Annotated in this window: 20 protein-coding genes; 11 read left to right on the top strand and 9 right to left on the bottom strand. The window is 69.3% G+C overall.

Annotated features, from left to right (window positions below):
* Positions 1 to 20 precede the first annotated feature (20 nt).
* The 5 genes from NS3_RS22110 (at position 21) to NS3_RS22090 (ending at position 5,980) form a co-directional block, all read left to right on the top strand.
* Complete coding sequence (locus tag NS3_RS22110; RefSeq protein WP_067862826.1) at positions 21 to 1,172, top strand: hypothetical protein; 1,152 nt, start codon at positions 21 to 23, stop codon at positions 1,170 to 1,172.
* A 233-nt stretch (positions 1,173 to 1,405) separates the two neighbouring features.
* A complete protein-coding gene (locus NS3_RS22105) occupies positions 1,406 to 2,578 on the top strand; it encodes an aminoglycoside phosphotransferase family protein (protein ID WP_067862824.1) in 1,173 nt (390 codons plus the stop codon).
* Positions 2,579 to 2,840: 262 nt separating this feature from the next.
* Positions 2,841 to 4,094, top strand: coding sequence for a cytochrome P450 family protein (locus NS3_RS22100; RefSeq protein ID WP_067862822.1), 1,254 nt, complete (start codon positions 2,841 to 2,843; stop codon positions 4,092 to 4,094).
* 179 nt (positions 4,095 to 4,273) lie between these two features.
* Positions 4,274 to 5,092 carry an SDR family NAD(P)-dependent oxidoreductase gene (locus tag NS3_RS22095; protein WP_067862820.1) on the top strand — a complete coding sequence of 273 codons (819 nt, stop codon included), beginning with the start codon at positions 4,274 to 4,276 and terminating at the stop codon, positions 5,090 to 5,092.
* Between the two features lie 3 nt (positions 5,093 to 5,095).
* Entirely contained in the window at positions 5,096 to 5,980 is an 885-nt protein-coding gene (locus NS3_RS22090) for a TIGR03619 family F420-dependent LLM class oxidoreductase (protein WP_067862819.1), read from the top strand.
* 70 nt (positions 5,981 to 6,050) lie between these two features.
* On the opposite strand, the gene NS3_RS22085 is transcribed toward NS3_RS22090, so the two are convergent.
* From NS3_RS22085 to NS3_RS22060, 6 genes are all read right to left on the bottom strand, one after another.
* The gene (locus tag NS3_RS22085) at positions 6,051 to 6,731 is read right to left on the bottom strand and encodes a hypothetical protein (RefSeq protein ID WP_067862817.1); all 681 of its coding nucleotides are present in this window, start codon (positions 6,729 to 6,731) and stop codon (positions 6,051 to 6,053) included.
* A gap of 80 nt (positions 6,732 to 6,811) precedes the next feature.
* Complete coding sequence (locus NS3_RS22080; protein ID WP_067862814.1) at positions 6,812 to 7,270, bottom strand: hypothetical protein; 459 nt, start codon at positions 7,268 to 7,270, stop codon at positions 6,812 to 6,814.
* 39 nt (positions 7,271 to 7,309) lie between these two features.
* Complete coding sequence (locus NS3_RS22075) at positions 7,310 to 7,765, bottom strand: hypothetical protein (protein WP_157101471.1); 456 nt, start codon at positions 7,763 to 7,765, stop codon at positions 7,310 to 7,312.
* A gap of 310 nt (positions 7,766 to 8,075) precedes the next feature.
* The gene (locus NS3_RS22070; RefSeq protein ID WP_067862809.1) at positions 8,076 to 8,774 is read right to left on the bottom strand and encodes a hypothetical protein; all 699 of its coding nucleotides are present in this window, start codon (positions 8,772 to 8,774) and stop codon (positions 8,076 to 8,078) included.
* Entirely contained in the window at positions 8,771 to 9,529 is a 759-nt protein-coding gene (locus NS3_RS22065; RefSeq protein ID WP_067862807.1) for a sigma-70 RNA polymerase sigma factor region 4 domain-containing protein, read from the bottom strand. Before NS3_RS22065 ends, NS3_RS22070 begins: the two co-directional genes overlap by 4 nt.
* 196 nt (positions 9,530 to 9,725) lie before the next feature.
* Positions 9,726 to 10,235 (bottom strand): MTB12 C-terminal domain-containing protein, encoded by a 510-nt coding sequence (locus NS3_RS22060; protein WP_067862801.1) that lies wholly within the window; start codon positions 10,233 to 10,235, stop codon positions 9,726 to 9,728.
* A 131-nt stretch (positions 10,236 to 10,366) separates the two neighbouring features.
* Between NS3_RS22060 and NS3_RS22055 the strand changes: the two genes are divergently transcribed.
* Positions 10,367 to 13,735 (top strand): WD40 repeat domain-containing protein, encoded by a 3,369-nt coding sequence (locus tag NS3_RS22055; RefSeq protein WP_067862799.1) that lies wholly within the window; start codon positions 10,367 to 10,369, stop codon positions 13,733 to 13,735.
* Positions 13,736 to 13,800: 65 nt separating this feature from the next.
* Positions 13,801 to 14,349 carry a hypothetical protein gene (locus NS3_RS22050; RefSeq protein WP_067862797.1) on the top strand — a complete coding sequence of 183 codons (549 nt, stop codon included), beginning with the start codon at positions 13,801 to 13,803 and terminating at the stop codon, positions 14,347 to 14,349.
* A gap of 6 nt (positions 14,350 to 14,355) precedes the next feature.
* Here the strand turns inward: NS3_RS22050 and NS3_RS22045 are convergent, their stop codons facing one another.
* The 3 genes from NS3_RS22045 to glnT all read right to left on the bottom strand — a co-directional run bounded on the left by NS3_RS22045 (position 14,356) and on the right by glnT (position 17,550).
* Positions 14,356 to 14,892 carry a hypothetical protein gene (locus NS3_RS22045; protein WP_067862793.1) on the bottom strand — a complete coding sequence of 179 codons (537 nt, stop codon included), beginning with the start codon at positions 14,890 to 14,892 and terminating at the stop codon, positions 14,356 to 14,358.
* 297 nt (positions 14,893 to 15,189) lie between these two features.
* Positions 15,190 to 16,176 carry an alpha/beta fold hydrolase gene (locus tag NS3_RS22040; protein WP_067862791.1) on the bottom strand — a complete coding sequence of 329 codons (987 nt, stop codon included), beginning with the start codon at positions 16,174 to 16,176 and terminating at the stop codon, positions 15,190 to 15,192.
* A 12-nt stretch (positions 16,177 to 16,188) separates the two neighbouring features.
* Complete coding sequence (glnT, locus tag NS3_RS22035) at positions 16,189 to 17,550, bottom strand: type III glutamate--ammonia ligase (RefSeq protein WP_067862789.1); 1,362 nt, start codon at positions 17,548 to 17,550, stop codon at positions 16,189 to 16,191.
* A gap of 127 nt (positions 17,551 to 17,677) precedes the next feature.
* Here glnT and NS3_RS22030 point away from each other — a divergent pair, with 127 nt between their 5' ends.
* From NS3_RS22030 to NS3_RS30150, 4 genes are all read left to right on the top strand, one after another.
* Positions 17,678 to 18,352, top strand: coding sequence for a TetR/AcrR family transcriptional regulator (locus NS3_RS22030; protein WP_067862787.1), 675 nt, complete (start codon positions 17,678 to 17,680; stop codon positions 18,350 to 18,352).
* A gap of 126 nt (positions 18,353 to 18,478) precedes the next feature.
* On the top strand, positions 18,479 to 19,816 hold the full coding sequence (locus tag NS3_RS22025; protein ID WP_067862784.1) for an ammonium transporter: 1,338 nt from the start codon (positions 18,479 to 18,481) through the stop codon (positions 19,814 to 19,816).
* A 97-nt stretch (positions 19,817 to 19,913) separates the two neighbouring features.
* Positions 19,914 to 20,516 carry an NAD(P)H:quinone oxidoreductase gene (gene wrbA / locus NS3_RS22020; protein WP_067862783.1) on the top strand — a complete coding sequence of 201 codons (603 nt, stop codon included), beginning with the start codon at positions 19,914 to 19,916 and terminating at the stop codon, positions 20,514 to 20,516.
* 157 nt (positions 20,517 to 20,673) lie between these two features.
* Complete coding sequence (locus NS3_RS30150) at positions 20,674 to 21,060, top strand: hypothetical protein (RefSeq protein WP_067862781.1); 387 nt, start codon at positions 20,674 to 20,676, stop codon at positions 21,058 to 21,060.
* The last annotated feature ends 10 nt before the right edge of the window (positions 21,061 to 21,070 follow it).

Here is a 21,070-nt window from a genome sequence, read left to right as displayed (position 1 = left end):
GCGGGGACGGGTAGATCATCATGACCGAGCACTGTTCACCCACCTTCTCCCAGCTCGCCGAGGAACTGGGCTTCTCCTGCGCGGAGATGGGCGGGCTCGTCGAGTTCCGCAGCCCCTTCGCGCTGGAGAACTGGACGCTTCCGGTTCTGGAGTCGACCATCATCGTCGGCGCGGTCCTCGCGCTCGTCCTGGCCGTGGTCCGGCTGCGCCGACACGGCGACCCCACCAATCTGGTGCTGTGGTTCGGAGCGACCGCCTACCTGTTCGTCATCGAGCCGCCGCTGTACTTCCCGGCGGCCTTCGGCATCGAGGAACACGTGGACACCATGTTCGCGCACAACGTGTTCACGGTGGATTTCCTGTGGGGCAGGCTGCCGCTCTACATCGTCGCCATCTATCCGTTCCTGGCGACGCTCGCCTTCGAACTGGTCAGGATGCTCGGCATCTTCCGGCGCTACGGCGTGCTGATCGGCGCGGCCTGCGTCGGCTTCGTGCATCACTGCTTCTACGAGATCTTCGATCACCTCGGCCCGCAGCTGCGCTGGTGGGAATGGTCCACCACCAACCCGATCAACCAGCCGATGTTCGATTCGGTGCCGCTGCCCAGCGTGGTGGTGTTCGCCGCGCTGTGGCCGATGTCGCTGGCGCTGTGCGTGCAGTACTTCGTGGGCAGGCACGTCGATCGCGGTCGCGAGTTCTCCGGACTCGAATTGGTCTGGCGCACCGTGGTGATCGGCCTGCTCGCCTCGCTCGGTACCTTCCTGCTGCCGCTGCCCGCCACCGTCCTCGGCATCGCGGGCACACCGGTGCGCGGCACGGTCTACGCGCTGGAACTGGTCGCCGTGGTGGTGGTCGCGGTCTGGGCGCTGAGCACCCAGTGGTCGCGGCTGCGGAGGGAGCCCGATCAGGCGCCGGGCTACGTGAACGATTTCGCCCGCTGGTACGGCGTGGTCTACCTCGGCGTCATGGCCCTGCTGTGGGCCACCGCGCTGCCGGACTTCTTCGCCGCGGTGGACGGCGTGACCGGCAACGGTGATCCCCTCGGCAACCTCTGGTACACGCTGGCCTGCTTCGTCCTGTCGATCCTCGTCCTGGTCGCGGCCTTCACCGTGCCGACAGCCGGGAAGACGGAGCGGGCGGGCGAGCGGGCACCGGCGCAGCAGTCTGCCTGAGGACTCGCGGGACCCGATGCCGCGGCCGCCGTGCGGGGCCGCGGCATCACTCGTTCGTGCGGCGGTGCCGCACCGCCCCCGTACGTCTCGCCACTTCCGGTCGTGGATGGCAATTGTCCTGCGGTGCAACCACTTCAGCGTTTATCGCGTGCGATACTCTCGCTCGGATCTCGTGCACCCGGCGGTAGGGCGGCCCGGTGCGGCAGCGTCGTACACCGAATCGAGGCACGTGAATGAACCACAAGCTCTGGTTGCTCGGACGGTCCATGACGGTCGGCGCGCGGATGCTGGGGGAGGCGCTGACCCGGCCGAAGGCGCGCACCATCGATGACGTGCCGGTGTCGGGGGAGACCATCACCCCGGAATGGCTGACCGCCGTGCTGTGCCGGGACACGCCCGGCGCGCGGGCCGAGTCGTTCGAGACCGTCGGCGGCAGCTCGGGCACCTCCACCCGGGTGGCGATCCGGGTCGGCTACAACGACGTCGGTGAGCACGCCGGACTGCCGAAGGATCTGTTCGCCAAGACCACCACCGCGTTCTCCCAGCGCATCCTGCTCGGCGGCGGCAAGATGATCGACGGCGAGACCAGGTTCTTCCGCGACTTCCGCCCGCTGGTCGACATGGAGGCGCCGATCGGCTATTGGGGCGCCGCCGATCCGGGGTCGTGGCGCTCGATCGCTCTCATGGAGGACATCGCCGTCACCAGGGGCGCGCAGTTCATCGAGCCGAACGCCAGGATCGGTCGCGACCAGATCGAAGACCTGGTGCGCAATCTGGCCCGGCTGCACCGCACGTTCTGGGGGCATCCCGGCATCGGCGAGCTCGAGACGACCACGGAGGCGCTGCGGGCGTATCTGGCGGCGATCGACATGAAGAAACGCTGCGCGGTGGGGCTGGTCCGCGCCGCGGAAGTGGTGCCCGAGCGCCTGCACGGCCAGAGCGAGCGCCTGTGGGCCGGGGTGGCCACCGCCATCGACAAGGCCACCGGCGAACTCCCGCAGACCCTGCTGCACGGCGACCCGCACATCGGTCAGACCTACCGCACCGCGCAGGGCCGGATGGGGTACGTGGACTGGCAGGTGGTGATGCGCGGTGGCTGGGCGCACGATTTCGCCTACACCGTCAACTCCGGGTGTGAGCCCGAGGACCGGCGCGCCTGGGACGCCGAGCTGCTCCGCGCCTATCTCGACGAGCTCGGCGGCCTCGACGGCGCGGCCCCGTCCTTCGACGAAGCCTGGACGGCCTACCGGCAGCAGTCGATGTTCGCTTACGCCGCATGGGCTTTCACCATCGGACGGGCCCCTTACCAGCCGAAGATGCAGTCCGAGCAGACCTGCCTGACCCTGCTGCGCCGGATCACCACCGCCATCGACGACCACGACTCCCTCACCGCGCTCGGCGTATAGTTCCATCGCAAAACATTCCACCCGAACGGTTTTCGGGGGTTCGCGTGGCCGCGGCGCGGCGACGGCGATACGATTCGACGGGTTCTCCCGGTGTGTGCGTGACGTGGCCGCCGGGGCAGTGTGTTTCGGCGGTAACTGTTGAAATGGTTGTCCGCCAGTGTGTTTCGGCAGAGCAGTTCGTCGGTGGACGGGTCGTGCCGCCATCGGGCACAGCGTGGTGCCACACCCGCAGTACACGAGAACGAAGTCTGGAGTTCTTCCCTTGAGTACGCCCCAGTCCCGGGTGCAGGTCCTATCGTGCCCGGTCGCTCATGGCTCGCCCTTCGCCTCCGACGAGGTCGCGATCCCGCTCTACACCGAGGAGTTCGCGGCCGATCCGCACCGGCACTATCAGCAGATGCGCGCCCGGTACGGCTCGCTGGCCCCGGTGGAACTGGCGCCGGGTGTCCCGGCCACCCTGGTGATCGGCTACGCGACCGCATTGCGCGTGCTCAACGATCCCGACCATTTCCCGGCCGACCCACGCACCTGGCAGCGCAACATTCCGGCCGACTGCCCGATCCTGCCGTTGATGGAGTGGCGGCCGATGGCCAGCCGCTGCGCTGGCCCCGAGTTCGAGCGCTACCGGCAGGCGATCACCGCGAGCCTCGAACAGGTCGACCTGTACGCGATGCACGAGACGGTGGGCCGGATCGCGGTCCCGCTGATCAACACCTTCTGCCAGGACGGGCACGCGGATCTGATCCGGCAGTACGTCTTCCCGCTGGTGTTCGCCGCCGTCAACGAGATGCTCGGCTGCCCGCCGGAGATCGGCCAGCAGGTCGCGGCGGGCACCGCGGCACTGCTCGAGGGGGTGGAGGCGGAGAAGGGCGATCAGATGCTCACCGAGGCGTTGCAGCAGCTGGTGGTCCTCAAGCGCGCCGATCCCCGCCACGACATCACCACGGCACTGCTGCGTCACCCCGCAGGCCTCGACGACCGAGAAGCGTCCACCCACGTCTCGCAGGTCTACGGCAGCGGCATCGAGTTCGAACTGAACCTGATCGCCAACACTCTGTTGCTGATCTTCACCGACCACCGCTTCGGCGACAGCGTGCTCGGCGGCAACCTCAGCTCGCGCGACGCCCTCGACGAAGTGCTGTTCAACGACCCGCCGGTGGCGAACATGCTGATCACCTATCCGCGGCAGCCCATGCTCATCGACGGCGTCTGGCTGCCCGCGCACCAGCCCGTGGTCATCTCCATGGCAGCCTGCAACAACGATCCCGCCGTACACGCGGGCGACCTGACCGGCAACCGCTCGCACCTGGCCTGGGGAATCGGCCCGCACGCCTGCCCGGCCCAGCCGCTGGCCAACCTCATCGCCCAGGACGCCATCGATCAGCTGCTCGACGCGCTGCCGGAGATCCGCGTCGCGCTGCCCGAGGACGGTCCGACATGGCGGCCCGGTCCCTTCCATCGGGCGCTGTTCGAATTGCCGGTGACCTTCCCGCCGATGGCGCCGCTGATCGTGTAACCCGTCCGGCGGTCGCGCGCAGTGTGCCACCGGCCGCGTCCGGGCGTCGGGCTGTCCCTGGTCCGGCAGGGCGGGGCCCGAGCGGGCTGTGCTCGACATTCGAGGTATCGCGCCGTGTGTCCAGTGGGGTTACTGTGTCAAGCAAATGCTTGGTTGTTCGGCGGCACGAGGAGGCTCTGGTGAGCGACCTGGAACGTTACGGACCGTGGGCGGTGATCGCCGGTGGTTCCGAAGGCGTCGGCGCGGCCTTCGCCACCCAGCTGGCCGAGGCGGGCCTGAATCTCGTGCTCATCGCCCGCAAGCCCGAGCCGCTCGCGCGGACCGCCGCCCTGGCCCGCGAATCCGGTGTCGAGGTCCGCACCCTGTCCGCCGACCTCACCGACCCGGCCGCCGTCGAGGCGATCATCTCGGCCACCGACGATCTCGACGTCGGCCTGCTGATCTACAACGCCGGAGCCAACAGTTACGGCAGCGAATTCGTCCTCGGCGACCTCGACCGATTCCGGTCGGTCATCGACCTCAACATCACCGCTCAGCTGGCCTTGGTGCACCACTTCGGCGCCAGGATGCGCGTGGCGGGGCGTGGCGGTCTGCTGCTGGTGGGCTCCATGAGTGGTTTCCTCGGCGGCTTTCACCAGACCGTCTACGCCGGGGTGAAGGCTTTCGGCAGATTGTTCGCCGAATCGCTGTGGCTGGAGTTGCGCGAGCACGGCGTGGACGTGCTCGAACTGGTGCTCGGCGTGACCCGCACTCCCGCCATGGAACGGGCGGGCCTGAACTTCGACGTGCCGGGCATGCGGGTCGGCGACCCCGCCGACGTCGCCAGGGAAGGCCTCGAGCACCTGTCCGACGGCCCGCTGTGGATCACCGGCGGCAATGCCGAGGCGGTCGCGAAGCGCAACGGCCTCGACCGCGCGCCGTTGCTGCTGACCTCGCACGAGCGGATGCGCAAGCTGTTCGCGGCTCGCGACCTTCCGGCCGCGGGACCGAGGGGCTGACCGATGCGTCTCGGGATAGCCACCCCGGTGGTCACTCGCGTGCCGGGCGCGCACTCCGACTGGGAACGCACGGCGGGCATCGCCGAACTGGCCCGCATCGCCGCCCACGCCGACGCCCTCGGTGTCGCGCACCTCACCTGCAGCGAGCACGTCGCCGTCCCGGTGTCCGTCGCCGAACAACGCGGCGGTACCTACTGGGACCCGCTGGCCACCTTCGGCTATCTCGCGGCCCGCACCACTCGCATCCGCTTCGTCACCCAGGTACTGGTCCTCGGTTACCACCACCCCCTGGCCATCGCCAAGCGCTACGGCACCCTCGATGTCGTCTCCGGCGGCAGACTGACCCTCGGCCTCGGCGTCGGCACCCTCGAGGAGGAATTCGCCCTGCTCGGCGCGCCGTTCGAGGGCCGGGGCCCGCGCGCCGACGACGCCCTGCGCGCCCTGCGCGCCGGGCTCGCGGGCGCCACCCCCGAATACCATGGCGAGCACTACGATTTCGGCGGCCTGGTGATCGACCCGCACGCCGTGCAGTCCCGGGTGCCGCTGTGGATCGGCGGCCGGACCAAGCGCTCACTGCGCCGTGCGGTGGAACTCGCCGACGGCTGGACCCCCTTCGCCCTGTCCTACACCGACGCCGCCGCCATGCTCGCCGAAGTCGAGCGTCGGCCCGGTTTCGAGGTCGTGTTGTCCGCGGGCCCCCTCGACCCGCTCGGCGACCCGGTCGCCGCCGAACGCCGCCTGACCGCCGCGAGCGCCGCGGGCGCCACCACGGTCAACGTGTCTCTCACGGCCGATTCCGCCGGCCACTACTGCGAACAGCTCAGCGCCCTCGCCGATCTCGCGGCGCGCTGGTGCAGCGCATCACCGGAAGGCTCGGCGAAGCAGTGACAACGACGTACGAGCGCCCGGCCGCACGCGAAGCGCGCCTACCGACCGCGTACGAGTCGCTGGGCGCCGACTAGCCGACCAGGTCCGCCGCCCGGAAACCGTGGCCCCGCGCGTAGTCGACCACCTCGGCGACCCGGTCCGCCTCGCCGTGCCCGATCGCGCACTCCCGGTACCGCTCGATCGCGTCCTCGAGCCTCGGTCCCGGTCCGTCATCGGCCAGCAGGACGACGATCGCCTCCCAGGTCCGCACCCCCGGATCGGGCAGGGCCAGCAGTTCCTCGAGGTAGCGACCGGGCTCGAGCAACTGCACCGCCCGCCGTGCGTAGGCGTGGACCCGCCGGGGCAGTTCGGCGCGGATCGACTCGATATCGGACTGCAGTGCGTGCCCGCCCGGCTGGCCCGGATCAACCCGCAGCGTCCACGGCGCGGGCGGCTCGCCGGGTTTGGGATGCGGGCCGAGCAGGTCCGGTCCGGTAGCCGCCGCCAGCGGGACCGGCGTCCGTCCCCGCGCTTCGTCACGCCGACGGCAGTACTCCCACCATGCCGCAGGCGTCGCGCTCGCGGTCAGCCCGAACGCGAGCGTCTGCTGACCGTCGGTCCATGTCCGCGACACCCTGGTCCGGCCCACCGAGGCGACACCCGCGTCCTCCACCCGCGTCCAGATGGGCTCGTTTCCGTGAAAACCGTAGGGCTGGAGCAGTTTCGCGGTATCGCGCAGGAGTCGGCGCAAGGCTGTATCGGGGCTGACCATGATCAGGCAGAGTAGCGCCGCCGTCCGACAGGGTGGGCAACCGAATCCCCGGAGAGGTTCTTCAGTGCCGATCGTCCGCGTCAGCCCGGACTGTCGAGGTTGCGGTATTGATCGACCAGATGGAGGTAGAAGCGGTTCTGCGGGGGTTCCAACGGTATCGGGCGCAGGTCCACGGTGATCGTTTTGCCTGCCGCCATGGAGTATCCATCTCTGGTCAGGCCGAGATCTTCGGCAAGTGCCTGTGCCAGTTCATCGAGCTCGTCGTCCGTCACATAGACCGCCAAGCGGCACTCGACGGGAGTCTGGTCCTCGCCGAAGTCTTCGCCCCATGCGCGCTGGGCGAATTCCTGCCTGGCGATCGCGGGCCCGTAGGAGGTGAAGCAGGGGATGCGATTCACACCTCGCACCCGATGCGCGCTCTCCTCCAGCAACAGTGCGATCGGATGGATCCCGTCGGTTTCGAGTGCCTCGCCCGGCGCGGTGTCGGGCAGGCCGAGCCCGATCGTGAACTCCCACACGCTGCGGTCTTCCTCGTTCACCCGGGACCTCCTGTGATCGGATATGAGCCGCTCGCAAGCCTACGAGCCGGCGCCTCCGGCACCGCCTTTGCCGTTTCCGCCACTCGCGCCGCCGGCTCCGCTGCCACCGGCATTGCCGCTGCCGCCACCCGCGCCGCTGCCGCCTTTCCACGACTTCTCGATGCGACAGTGCTTCAGTTTCTTGCCGCGTGGGACCGACGCCTGCGCCTGATTCCAGGCATTGCGCTCGGCCGCATCCTTGTTCTTACCGCTGCCTTCGAACTTGTACGGTCCGGAGGCATTCGTTCGGTCCAGGTTTTCGTAATAGCAGGACAACCGAACCCAGTAGGTGGCAGCGAATTCGAACTGTGGGGTCGGCAGGTCCACCTGAACGGTATCGGTCGTACCGGCCGCGGCCTGCGCTCCGGCAAGCCCGGTACCCACTGTCGATGTACCTACCGAACATGCGGCTACGCACGCTGTCACAGCGATCATGCGGATGACCACGGTCTTCATATTCCCTCCCTTTCGTTGTTCCGAGTCTCACGTATTCGAATGAGGTACAACAGTGTTCGCTGAAATTGGTGATCGACAGCACAGTGTTCGCGGCGTCGCCACCCCGAAGTGCAGCCCCACGGCGGCGATGAACCGTATGACCGTCGCGAACCGTTCGGGGGCGAAACGGCATCACTATGACGAGCTGTTCGCACCACTCGGATACCTGCGGCAGTGACAAGCCGGGCGCGTTCCGCCGAACGGAACCGCAGGGGGGTTCCACCTCGGCGGAACGCGACGGTCCGGCCCGCGGAACCGGAGAGCAGTGGCGTCAGGTCAATCCGGCCACGATCGCCGCGCGCACCGGATGATCACCGGGCAGCGCCTTGGCGACCCGCCGCCACGCGTTGCGACCCGCGGTGAGCGAGCAGCGCACCGCGTCGGTGACGGCGCTCGTCTGCCCCGCGCCCAGTGCGGCGACCGGCATGATCGAGATCTCCAGATCCTCGGCCATGGTGAGCGCACGGGTGATGACGTGACCGGTGACCGTGCCGGTCTCGTCGGTGTAGAGGACCACCAGGATCTCGGTGTTCTCCTCGCCGCGGCGCACGTCGACCCGGACGATGTCGCCGGAGGCGGCGCGGATGCCCTGGGATTGCACCGAGATCCGGGTCTGTTCCGCACCCGCGGGGGAACGGATGAACTCCAGGCCGAGCTCCCGGTCGACCCGCTTCTGCGCGGCGGGCACGGCCCGGGCGGCGCGGTCGGCGGAGGAGGCGGCCAAGGGCTGCACCGTCCAGCCGGGCACCCGCATCACCACCACCGCCGCTCGCGCGTGGATGTGCGTCACGGTGGCGGGCCCTCGGGCGAGAGCGCGGTGGCCGCGCAGCAGCCGTTCGCCGATGCGCGCGCCCGCGGCGGCGGTCTCGATGTCGAAGGTGGTGTCGTCGTCGGCGTCGGCGAGGGCGGTCAGCACATCGATGTCGGCAGGCAGGCCCAAGCGGTCCGCGGCGTCCTCGGTCGGGTTCACGATGCCTCCTCGGTGTCTGTCGTTCGGGACATCGCTTCGCCGGCGCCGTCTCCGTCGCGGACGTCGAAATGCGCGCGCAGCGCGGCGCGCAGTTGTCTGGCGCCCTGCGCCCGGAGCCGTTTGACCTTCTCCTGGCTGAATCGCAGGTCGTGCGCGACTTCTCGGGTCGTCTGGATATCGGCGTAGCTGCCGTCCGCGGCGATCACGAACGTCGCGCGCATGACCGCGGCGGTCTCTTCGTGCGGGATCGAGTCGAGCGCGTTCAGCAGAAGGGTGCGATCGACCAGCCGGTTGCCCGTCTCGCCTTGCGCGTGGTCCTCGAGCACCAGGACCGTGGACTCGTAGTCGACCCGGTGACCGGGATGACGCTTGTCCGCCGTGCGCCGCCGCCGTTCCCGCAGGACCTGCCATTGCACGTGCTTGAGCACCACCGACTTCCAGTGCCGGATCCGTTCGCCGGGCAGGATCTCGGTCAGCTGGATGAGCGCGTCCTGGGCGATGTCCTCGAAATCCGAGCGCATGTCCGGATCGAGACGCTCGAGGACATACCGCGCCTTGGCCGCGGCATAGGTCGACATGGTGGTCAGATCGACGCCGAAGACGTGTTCCACCACCGCCGGTCGCAGTCGCTCGGGAACGTCGTCCCAGGCCGCGCCCAGCCAGCTGTCCAACGGATCGGAACTCAACGCGAACCCCCGCTCGGCCCGTTCGGGAAACGAGTCCCGCAGCGTGCGAACAGGACTCGCACCCGTCATGGTGTGCTCAGTTGTCGGAATCGATCCTATGGGGGGACCGACCGTCACCGGAGCGAAGTCCACGGCAGAGCTGCGCCGAGGATCGACTGCCCGCAGGTGCCGGGCAGGTCTGCGCCCGAAGACAGTGCTCATGGTGTGGCCGCCTTCTGTCGGAATCACTCCCTCACAGATGCGGTTGCCATCGCGAGCGGTTCGACTACGCCGGGCAGGTGGTGGACTGCACCATGAAGGTGTACGCCATCTGACAGGCCCACGCCTTCTCGATCTTCCAGCGGCCGTCCTCGGCGACGAAGTTCACGATGATGGGCTGCGGCGGAATGGTGTCGATGGTGAACGTCCCCTCGGCGAGCATGCCGGGCGGGGCGAGCCGGGCCGAGGTGATGGTGATGCCGATCCGCGTGCCGTTGCGACGCGGACTCTCCGCGATCCGGTTCGGCAGGCCGGGATCGTCCTCGATGCCCTGGATGTCGGGAACCTTCTCGGCGTCCGGGACGGTGGGGTCGATCATCCTGGTGAGCAGCGCGGTGAGTTCCTCCGAAGAAGGCACTGCGGGCACTGCGGGCACTGCGGGCACCGCCGCCTGTGTGGTCTGCGCGATGGCCTGTGGTTCATTCGTCGTCGCGCCGGAACAACCGCTCGTCAGCAGTGCCGAGGCGATGATCGCCGCGGCGGGCAGGACACAACCGGCAAGGCGTGTTCTCGGCAAGGTTGTTCCCCCTGGAAAGCTCGGTGCTGCTGCGGATTCGGATGCGAGATCATGAGTGCGGTGCATTCGACGGCAAGCCTAACGGGGCGGGCGCGCCCGGGTGGCCGAGGCGGGATCTCGGGAGGGGAACAGTGACAACGATTTCGGCGGACCAGAGTGACGACGCGCTGCTGGCCGAGCTGACCGGCGCGCCACAGCGATGGTTCGCACTGTGTCGCAACGCGGTCGCGCAGGGGCCGCGAGCCACCGGGGCACTGCTGGAACCACGCAGGGAAACCGCGGTACTGGCCCGGCAGTCGCTGGCGCGCTGGAAGAACTTCGGCGCCGGCGAGGACCCGCTCGAGGAGGAATCCGAAGAGCCCGACCTGCAGGGCCGCCGGGTGACCGCCGATGTCTCCGCCGCCTACGCCGTCGCGTCGCTGGCCCAGGCGCTGACCGGCGTCCTCGACCCCGAATCGGCGTGCGCGGCCTTCCTCGACCACGCCGAGCGGGCCGGTCTGCTCTCGGTCGGCACCCAGTTGCTCCCCGCGGGCCCGCTCACCGCCGAGGACAACCCGCTGTCGGCCGTCGTGCTGCACCTGCTCGGTCAGGGCGGCAGGCCCGCGCGCGGCTTCGGCATCCTGGCCGCCCTCGAACTGGCCGGACAGCGCGCGGCCACCGTGCGCTCCGCCCAGGTCAGCGTGTTGTTCGTGAACATCACCGGCGGCGGCGAGGTCGGGGTGCTGCGGCTGGAACAGCTCAGAAGCGGTCCCAGCGGCCTGCATCCCGATCCCGCCCGCATGAGCTTCCTGCAGGCCGATCGCGCATTCACCGACAGCCTCGAACGAGCCTGGCGGATCAGTGCGCCGGCGAGCACCGGCGCGTGCGTGCTGTGGTCGGTGTCGGGCGTCGGCGGCGCGCCGGCGAACGACATCAACGGCGAGTCGATGGGCGCGGCCATCGCGGTCGCCCTCGACGACCTCGCGCCGCGGCGGCGGTGGTTGCGCGGGCTGCGCCCCAGAACGCTCGACCCGACCTGCGCGGTGACCGCCGGGCTCTCCGGCACGGTCCTGACCACCGTCGGCGGATACACGGGCAAACTCGTCGCCGCGCAACGTGCCTCGCTGCGCGTGGTGGTCGCCGACGAGGGCTACGACCAAGCCGTCGAGGAGGCCCCGCGCAACTACACCGACCGCATCTCCGCCGCCCGCACCGTCACCGAGGCGATCGGCGAGGCCAGGACCCGCGCGAACGTCGCGCTCTGGCTGGTCTCTTCGGCGGGCCTGCTGGCCGTGCTGCTCGCCGTGGTGTCCGCGACCGACCTCGCCCGCACCCGCATCGAGAACGCCGCGGCCAGAGCCGAATCCGACTCCCGGCTGTTCGCGGGCGTGGCCCGAGGCAACGCCGGCTTCGACCCGGCACTGTCGCAGCTGATCGCCCTGGCCGCCTATCGGACCCGCGCCACCGAGGACGCGCGCTCGGCGTTGCTGGAGATGTCCGCGGCGGGCGTGCCCCTGCGCGTCACCCCCGGCGACGGGCTCGGGCGCGGGGCGGCGGGCGGACCGCAGGCGCCGCGCCTGGCCACCACCGCGGACGGTGACCTGATCGCCATCGGGGAATCCGACGGCACGCTGGACCTGGTGCGAGTCACCGATGCCGGGGTGCGGCGCCTGCCCCGGATTCCCACCGGCAGCGGCCCCATCGGTGGGCTCGCGCTCAGCGCGGACCAGCGGTTGCTGGTGGTGGCGGGCGATCACGAGTCCGCGCTGTGGGACATCACCGATGCGGGCAATCCGCGGATCGCCGCCCGGCTCGAACTCGGCGGGCACCTGCCCCGTTCGGCGGCCTTCAGCCCGGATCGCCGCGTTCTCGCGATCGGCGCGCACGGCGGCGCGGTGCTCAGCTGGCGGCTCGGGGACGACCCGGCGCGTCCGGTCGCCATGCCGACGGTGGTCGTCCCCGGCTACCAGGCCGAAGTCGCGGTGAGTGATCGTGCGCTGGTCACCGCGGTCCGCACGGTGCCCTCGGGTTCGGGATGGAAGTCGATCGTCCGCGGCTGGGACACGTCGACGTTCGATCGCGACCAGACTCCGGCCTTCGACATCCTGCTCGAGCGGCCGCAGGGGTCCGAGGCGCGCTCGGTGGATTTCAGCGTCGACGGCAGCGTGCTGACGGTGGGGCTCAATCCGGGGGAGGTCGCCCGGTGGCGGATCGGCGATGATCTCACCCGGCCCGAACCCCTGCCGTCGATGTCCCGCGGACCCAACGAGTACTTCGACGTGTCGCCGGACCGGGACGGCCGGACCGCCGCGATCGTGGGCGGCGATTCCCGCGCTCGCATCGTCGACCTCGCCACCGGGGACGAACTGGCCGGCTTCCAGAGCGGGATCGTCGCGCGCGCCGCGTTCCTGCGCGGCGGCCGCGCCCTGGTCACCAGCGGCGCCGACCACGCGGTGCACGTCTTCGACCTCCCCGGCCCGACCACCACGACCGGGACGATGACCCTGTTCGGCCTGCCGCAGGACCGGGCCGATCCCGACGCCGCCGTGCTGCCCACGACCCTGTTCCCCCGGCTCGCCGCGCTGTCGAGGGCGCCCGCAGGCGGCGATCATCATCTCGCCGACGGCGACCCCGCCGGACTCGTCGACACCGTCGTCCTCGCACCCGACGGCACCCGGGCGGCGACGCTGAACGAGCGCGTGATCCAGGTCTGGGACCTCGGCGATCCGCTCGTCCCGCGACCGCTCGGCGCGCCGATCAGCAACAGCCTCGTCGATGTGCGCGGCATGACCTTCGCTCCCGACGGCACCTTGGCGATCGGTCGCGGCCTGACCGAATCGGTGGAGTTCTGGGATGTCTCCGGCCCGGCCGAGCCGCGATTGCGGGCGGGACTGCGATTCGGCCGCGGCTATCCGACCGCGCTGTCGTTCAGCCCCGACGGCCGGATGCTGGCCGTCGGCAGTCATCGCACCGGCAACGCCGGCGTCTACGACCTGGACGATCCCGGCACACCGATCGCGGAACTGTCCGGCCTGCGCCCCGACGGCCTGGACATGTCGCTGGCGCTGAGCTCCCGCGATCTCCTCGCGGTCGGCGCCCCCTCCGGTATCCAGGTCTACGAGCTGGGCGAGCCCGGGACGCCGCCGCGCAGGTTGCCGGTCCCGCCCGGCGTCGACGGCGCGGTGGGCGCGCTCGCCTTCCACCACGACGGCGTCCGGCTCGCGGTGGACGACATCCTCGGCGGCAGTATCGCGCTGTGGGACTACACCGATCCGGACCGGCCCACCGGCTACGCCACGATCGCCCGATCGCGGCACTGGCAGAAGACGATCATCTCGTTCGCGGCGGGCGGCACCGTTCTCGCCGAGTCGGCCGTCGACGGGACTCTGCGCCGTTGGCGCACCGATGTCGAAGCCGAAGCGCGGCGGATCTGCGCGAGCGGGACAGCGCCGATCACCGCCGAGGAGTGGGCCCGTGCCCTACCCGGACACCACTACGTCGATCCCTGCCCGGAAAGTTGACGACTCGCCGATCTGAACAGCGCCTGCGGTCGATGAAGTGATCTCGATCTCGGTAGGGTGGGCCCATGGCAGTTGGGCTCGGCATGAGGATTGCCCGGCTGCGGGCGCTGATCGACCATCCGAACACCGGCGACGGTGAACGCGCCGCGGCGCAACGGATGCTCGACCGCATTCTGGTCAGATCCGGCACGGAAGCGCGCAGGACGGTCGCCGGGCGGGTGTACGGCGCGCGCTTCGCCCGCGCGGGCAGGCACGCCGATCTCGAACGCATCGTCGAGATGATCCGCGAGGACATCGTCTTCGCGCGGACCCTCTCGGCATCGGAGTCGCCGACCGAACTGGCACTGGTCAATCCCATCCGGGACGCCCCCTCCGACATCTACTACAACGTCGAGGCACCGTTCTACGGGCGGATCGTGATCACCCTCGAGAACGTGCCCCGCGAGTGGGGCTGGGTCCTCGACGACTGGGGGATGGAGAGCGTCAGCCCGAAGTTGCAGGCTCTGGCCGACGAGCTCGCCGAAATCCTCGACGCCTACAACTACGGCGGCACCGATGTGGGCAAGCGCTTCTTCGGCAATGTGAAGGTCGGGGACCTCACGTTGGTCTGGTAGCGGGATCTAGTGGGTGAGCAGGATCTTCACGATCACCACGGTCACCGCCACCACGGTCAGGGCGGCGGCGGCCACCACCCAGTCCCGGGACGGACGCTCACCGTTGAGGCGGCCGACGACGAACACGATGCCGCCGATCCGGATCAGCACGGCGATCTCCGCGAGGATCTGTGCGGTCCGCGGTTCGAGCAGGCCGAACCATCCGATCGCGAGAATCACGCACGGCACCACAGCGGAACTGAGGATCGGCACCGAATTGCGCAGTTCCCCGAGCTTCTCGGCGCGCGAGAGTTTCTGCTTGCGCCGCACACTGTGCCCCACCGATTCGGCGAAGGCGTGCGCGACGAACGTGGACAGACTCGTCCCCAGCACCACCAGGATGCCGACGTGCTTGTCCGAGGTGGTGATCGGCACCAGCGCGGCGAGCACCAGGATATTGCCGTAGACGTAGGCGCTGATGCGGCTGGCGGCATTGTCGCGATCCAGCGGCTCGCGCCGGGAGAACAGCGGTCCGTGCAGGAACGCCTGCGCATCGGTTTCCAATGGGGCTCCTTTCCGGCGGGCCGCCGCCGTTGTGCCGCGACCGGGGAGAGGAGCCGGCGCGCCGACGATCCGAGCCGGGCTTGCGGCGAGAACCCCGATGACCGCGAGGACGATCGCCACGGTCGCAAGGTCAGCACACGACAGCCCGGCGACCGGATCGTAACCGGCGAGCGCGGTGCCGCGTGTCGCACCGCGACCCGACACGCTGCACCCCGCACGCCTCGAGGGCGACCGGCGGCCTGGCCGAGGCAGACCTCCGCGCGCACTGTCAGGGTTGGTGGGGCACTCCGGGCACCATCAGCAGCCGGCCAGCAGTTCCCCGGCTGCGGCGGCGATCGCCTTCGTCTCCACGTCCCTGATCCCCGGCCGGCCGGCGATGTGCCCCAGGTTCGACTCGATCGGCCGGAGTTCCGCACCAGGGACCAGGGCGGCCTCGCGCGCACTGTCGGCGAGGGTGAAGTAGGAATCCGTCGTGCCCGGCATGACGATCGCGCGTGCGGTGATCGACCCGAGCGCCGCCTCGAAGCCGCCGTCGCGCCCGCGCCCCACATCGGCGGCGCGCCAGGTGTTCAGCGTCGCGATCAAGTCGTGCGCGTCCATGCCCTCGTGATCGCGGGCCCAGCCCTCGACCAGATCGTCGACCGACGCGTAGCCGAGCTCGAGATAGGTTCGCGCGTCGAAGAAGTCCCGCGAATACGCCCAGCCCGCATATACCGTGCCGAAGGCGCGCAGTCCCGCTACCGGTCTCGCCCCCGACCCGTACGCCGGATCGGCGGCCAGCGTGGCCGCGAGACCGTCCAGGAACACCCGGTTGACATCCGAACACCGCGCCGCCCCGCAGATCGGCAACAGGGCGCGCACCATCTCCGGATACCGGACCGCCCACTCGTAGCACTGCAACGCGCCCATCGACCAGCCCGCGGCCAGCGCGATGCCGCGCACGCCGAGCGATTCCAGCAGCGCGTGCTGAGCCCGCACATTGTCGGCGACGGTCATCAGCGGGAAGGGCTCGTATTCAGGACAATTGGAGGGCGAGGTGGACAGTCCGTTGCCGAACATGTCCACCGCCACCACGAACCACCGCGCGGGATCGATCATCCGCCCCGGCCCGATCCACGGCTCGTAGCTGCGATGGGTGCCGGTGTAGTAGCTCGGCAGCAGCACGCAGTTGCGGCCGTCGGGGGCGAGCGTGCCGTGGGTGCGAAAGGTCAGCCACGCGCCGGGGAGGTCCACGCCGAACTCGGTTGTGAACCTCCCCGGCGAAAAGCGTTGTGCTCCGCTCATCTCAGGGCCGTCTCAGAAGAACTTCAGGTAGCGGTCGGTTTCCCAGGACGAGATGTGCGCCTGGTAGGACTCCCACTCCTCGGTCTTGTAGTCGATGAACGACTGGTAGAGCGCGTCGCCGAACACCTCGCGCGAGAGGCTGTCGGCGCGGAACTCCTCGATGGCCTCGCCGAGAGTGCGGGGCAGCATCGAGATGCCCTGCTCGGCGATCTGCGCGTCGGTGTAGCGATACATGTTCTCGGTGCGCGGCGCACCCGGATCGAGCTGCTCGCGCACGCCTTCCAGGCCCGCGGCCAGCACCATCGCCGCGCCCAGATACGGATTGCAGCTGATGTCGGCGGCGCGGCACTCGACGCGCCCGCCCGCCAGCGGCACCCGCAGCGAGTTGGTCCGGTTGTTGTTGCCGTAGCTGACGAACACCGGAGCCCAGGTCGAGCCCGACATACTGCCCTGCCGGACCAGGCGCTTGTAGCTGTTGACCGTCGGCGCGATCACCGCGGTGATCGCGGGCAGATGCCGCAGGATGCCCGCGATGAAGTGGTAGCCCAGTTCGGAGATGCCCACGCCGCGCGGATCATTGTCTGTCGCGAAGAGATTCGTGCCGGTCTCCAGGTCGGCCAGCGACATGTTGTAGTGCGCGCCGGAGCCGGTGCGGTCGGCGAAGGGCTTGGGCATGAACGAGGCGAAATGCCCGTGCTTGCGGGCGATCTCGTTGGCCATCAGGCGGAAGAAGACGAAGCGGTCGGCCATGGTCAGCGCGTCGGTGTAGGCGAAGTCGACCTCGAACTGGCCGCGGGCGTCCTCGTGATCGAACGAGTAGACGTCCCACCCGAGTCCGTTCATGGCCTCGACCAGTTCGCCGAGCCAGCCCATATTGTCCAGCGTGGTCGCCACGTTGTAGCAGGGCTTGCTGAGGTTGTCGCGGTCGCTGACCTCGGCGGTGCCCTCCGACGAGTCCTTCAGGACGAAGAACTCGGTCTCGATGCCGAGGTTGAATCCGTAGCCGAGGTCGGCCGCCGCCTCGAGTTGGCGCTTCAAGATGTCGCGGGAGGAAGCCTCGAACGGTCGTCCCTCGGTGTGCAGGCTGCTGGGGAAGTAGGCGTATTGCGCGTTCCACGGCAGCTGGAACCAGCGGGTCAGGTCGGGGCGCGCCGAGAGTTCTTCGTCGCTGATGTCCTGGGGCAGGCCGTCCAGCGCCGCGCCGGTGAACAGCTCCGAGCCGCCCATCATGTTGTCGAGGTGGTCGATCGGGACGAACTTGCCCTTCGAATTGCCGTGCATGTCGACGAAACTCGCGATCGCGTAGCGCACGCCCGCCGCGCGCAGTTGCTCCTTCACGGTCTCGACGTCGGGGGTGATCTCGATGCTGGTCATGGTGACTCCCTGTGGTGCTCCGGCTAATTTCGATGACCTATCGAAACTCTGACGGCGGCCGATTGCCGGGTGATATCCCGGGCGTTGCCGGTTGGTAAACCGTGGGTCCGTGCCCGACCATCTCCCTATGAGCAACGAGGGTGCGGGGCAGCGGGTGGGGCGTCCGCGGCGCAGCGGGATCAAGGGCAGCGTCCCGCGCGAGGACATCGTCGCCGCCGCGGCCCGACTGTTCGCCGCCGTCGGTTACGCCGACACCACGGTCAGCGCGATCGCTCGGGAAGCCGGCCTCGGGCAGTCGTCGCTGTACTACTGGTTCGCCGGCAAAGAGGCCATCCTGCAGGCGCTGATCGACAAGAACCGCGAATCCCTGGAAACCGCCAGGGCACTCGTCGACGATCCGGCCGCCGCCTCGGCCCGCCTCTATCGGATCGTCTACGACGACGTGGTCCAGATGTGCTCGGCTCCGCTGGACTTCTACGAGCTCGAACGGGTGTCACGGGCGCAACCCGAGGAGTTCCAGGACTTCTTCGCCGACTACCGCGAACTGGAAACCCTGATCGCGAGAGTGGTCGAGCAGGGTGTGGCGGCGGAGGAGTTCCGCGAGGTCGACCCGGGTGCGGCCACCACCGCGGCGCTGGCGCTCAGCGAGGGTCTGCAGTATCGCTTCCGGCAGGGGGAGGCCGGTGGAACGGAGCGGATGCGCGAGTTCGCCCACCTGTCCGCGTCCACGACGGTCGGCGCGCTCGTGCGGGACCGAGATCGGGTCGCTGCCGCTCGCGCCGCCGTCGAGTCGTCGGTTTAACCGATTCGACACATTTTCAATACGGTATCGAAAAAACGCGGGCGCAAGGTTTCGATAGAACATCGAAACTTGCCGCCGGTGTGCTCCTCAGGGCGCGGGCGGCCCCGACCCGAGTGGGAGAACCCCATGGACAGCGGCAATACCGCATGGCTGTTGACGGCGATATTGGCCGTCGCCCTGATGCTTCCCGGTCTCGTCCTCTTCTACGGCGGCATGGTCAGCCGTAGAACAACGACGAACATGATGCTGATGGTGTTCGTCTCGTTCTGCCTGACCGCCTTCCTGTGGGTGGCGTTCGGATACTCCATGGTCTTCGGCGACTCGGTAGGTGGCGCGGGCCTGATCGGCGACCCGACCGAATTCGCGGGTCTGGGCCAGTTGCTGGTGACCCCCGAGGGCAGCTCTCTGCCGCCCCTGGGCTTGGCGGCCATCCACCTGTGCTTCGCCGGTCTGACCATCGGCATCGTCGCGGGCGCGGCCGCCGACCGGATGAAGTTCGGCGCCTGGATGCTCTTCTCCGCCCTGTGGGTCACGCTGGTCTACTTCCCGGTCGCGCACTGGGTCTTCGCGTTCGACTCCGAGGACGGCACGGTCAGCGGCGGCTGGATCGCCAACACTCTCGAAGCCGTCGACTACGCGGGCTCGACGCCCATCCACGTCAACTCCGGTGTCGCCGCCCTGGCCATCGCCATCGTGCTGGGCCGTCGCCGCACCTGGCCGGTGCAGCCCAAGGCGCACAACCTGCCGTTCGTGATCCTCGGCGTCGGCCTGCTGCTCACCGGCTGGCTCGGCTTCGACGGCAGCGCGCTCGGCGCGGCCGACAACAACGCCGCCGTCGCGGTGTTCAACACCCTCGTCGCGGCTTGCGCGGGCACCTGCGCCTGGCTCGTCGTCGAACGCCTCCGCGACGGCGCCCCCACCACCTTGGGCGCCGCCTCGGGCACCATCGCCGCCCTCGTCGCCATCACCCCGTCCTGCGGCGCGGTGTCCCCGATCGGCGCCCTGGCCATCGGCGTCGCGGCCGGCCTGGTCTGCTACTTCGCAGTCCTGCTCAAGCACCGCTTCCGCTTCGACGACGCCCTCGACGTCACCGCGCTGCACTTCATCGGCGGCGTCGTCGGCGGCCTGCTCATCGGCTTCCTCGCCGCCCCCACCGCCCCGAGCGGCGCGAAAGGCCTGCTCTACGGCGGCAGCATCGACCTGCTCGGCCGCCAGTTCCTCGCCATCGCCGCCGTCTTCGCCTACACCTTCACGGTCACCTGGGTGTTGGCGAAGGTCGTCGACCGCCTCATGGGCATCCGTGTCGACGACGAGACCGAACGCCTGGGCCTGGACATCGTGCTGCACGCCGAGAACGCCTACGAGGACACCCCTGAGCCTGCGCGGTCGGCCCGTGGTCACGCCGAGCCCGCGCACACGCTGCAGACGCCGGACGGCGAGCCGGTGGAGGTGATGCGGAGCTGACGCGGCCCGCGCAGCAGCGCCTGTATCGATTCGGTTTGCCGCGGCGGGTTGTGGGCATGGCCGGGGCGAGGAGTGTCGACTACGAGGGAGAACCACGATGGTGAAGCTGTCGGTGATCTACTACTCCGCGACCGGACACGGAACGACCATGGCCCGCCGGATCGCCGATGCCGGTGCGGACGCGGGCGCCGAAGTCCGCCTCCGGCATGTCGCCGAGACCAACGATCCCGCGACCTTCGCCCAGAACCCCGCCTGGACGGCGAACTACGAGGCCACCAAGGATCATCCCGCGGCCACCGGAGACGACATCGTCTGGGCCGACGCCGTCATCTTCGGCTCACCCACCCGTTTCGGCTCACCCGCCGCCCCCTTCCGCTCCTACATCGACAGTCTCGGCGCGTTGTGGGCCCGGGGTGCGCTCGCCGACAAGGTCTACGCCGGCTTCACCTCGTCACAGACCGCGCACGGCGGCCAGGAGACCACGCTCATCAACCTGTATGTGACCCTCATGCATTTCGGCGGCATCATCGTCCCGCCCGGCTACACCGACGAACTGAAGTTCGCCGACGGTAATCCCTACGGCGTCAGCCACATCACCGGCGGCGACAACCAGTCCCCGGTCGACGACGCCACCAATGCCGCCCTCGATCACCTCGCCCACCGTGTCGTCACCACCGCGGGACGGCTGTCGGTCGGGTGACCGTCTCGGCGCTTCGTGGCTGTCGCGATCGAGTGGCGCTGGTCGCTCTTGCCGACCACGGGCAAAGGCGGGCGGTTCGCGATTCGTTTGCCTCGCCTCGGGTAGGTCAGAGGTGTCGACCGACTGAGCGGTCACCGCGTAAAGGGAGTGATTCGACATGACCCATTCGTATGGTTCGTGGGACGAACCGCAGGACACCGGACCGCCGGATGCCGTCGAGACCGACCCGGCCGCGCTCAACAGCGCCGAGGACCTGGACGAGGATCGCTTGCACGCGGACCCGCTGGAGAAGGGCATGGATCCGCCCGAGGACTGGACCGGCGTCACCGAATACGGGATGACTCCGTACGAGCAGGCCCACGATCGCGGGCTGGACGAGCGGCTCGCCGAAGAGGAGCCGGACGTGTTCGACCGTGTGCGGCCGGGGGAGGAGTCGCAGGCCGACGACGCACGACCCGCCGAAGCCGCCGCGGTGCGGACGGGGGAAGAAGAGCGGCGGACCGAGACTTACGAGGAACATCTGGGCATCTCGGCCGACGGCTGAGCCGGCATCC

The organism is Nocardia shimofusensis NBRC 100134, from assembly GCF_001613125.1.
GTDB lineage: Bacteria > Actinomycetota > Actinomycetes > Mycobacteriales > Mycobacteriaceae > Nocardia > Nocardia shimofusensis.
The sequence above is the reverse complement of the archived record's forward strand: the minus strand, read 5'-3'. Positions and strand labels throughout refer to the sequence as shown.

Excerpts from the sequence above, each read along its gene's own strand:
- NS3_RS22110 (WP_067862826.1), top strand. The coding sequence starts at position 21 with ATGACCGAGCACTGTTCACCCACCTTCTCCCAGCTCGCCGAGGAACTG.
- NS3_RS22105 (WP_067862824.1), top strand. The coding sequence starts at position 1,406 with ATGAACCACAAGCTCTGGTTGCTCGGACGGTCCATGACGGTCGGCGCG.
- NS3_RS22090 (WP_067862819.1), top strand. The coding sequence starts at position 5,096 with ATGCGTCTCGGGATAGCCACCCCGGTGGTCACTCGCGTGCCGGGCGCG.
- NS3_RS22085 (WP_067862817.1), bottom strand. The coding sequence starts at position 6,731 with ATGGTCAGCCCCGATACAGCCTTGCGCCGACTCCTGCGCGATACCGCG.
- NS3_RS22075 (WP_157101471.1), bottom strand. The coding sequence starts at position 7,765 with ATGAAGACCGTGGTCATCCGCATGATCGCTGTGACAGCGTGCGTAGCC.
- NS3_RS22065 (WP_067862807.1), bottom strand. The coding sequence starts at position 9,529 with ATGACGGGTGCGAGTCCTGTTCGCACGCTGCGGGACTCGTTTCCCGAA.
- NS3_RS22050 (WP_067862797.1), top strand. The coding sequence starts at position 13,801 with ATGGCAGTTGGGCTCGGCATGAGGATTGCCCGGCTGCGGGCGCTGATC.
- NS3_RS22040 (WP_067862791.1), bottom strand. The coding sequence starts at position 16,176 with ATGAGCGGAGCACAACGCTTTTCGCCGGGGAGGTTCACAACCGAGTTC.
- glnT (WP_067862789.1), bottom strand. The coding sequence starts at position 17,550 with ATGACCAGCATCGAGATCACCCCCGACGTCGAGACCGTGAAGGAGCAA.
- NS3_RS22030 (WP_067862787.1), top strand. The coding sequence starts at position 17,678 with ATGAGCAACGAGGGTGCGGGGCAGCGGGTGGGGCGTCCGCGGCGCAGC.
- NS3_RS22025 (WP_067862784.1), top strand. The coding sequence starts at position 18,479 with ATGGACAGCGGCAATACCGCATGGCTGTTGACGGCGATATTGGCCGTC.
- wrbA (WP_067862783.1), top strand. The coding sequence starts at position 19,914 with ATGGTGAAGCTGTCGGTGATCTACTACTCCGCGACCGGACACGGAACG.
- NS3_RS30150 (WP_067862781.1), top strand. The coding sequence starts at position 20,674 with ATGACCCATTCGTATGGTTCGTGGGACGAACCGCAGGACACCGGACCG.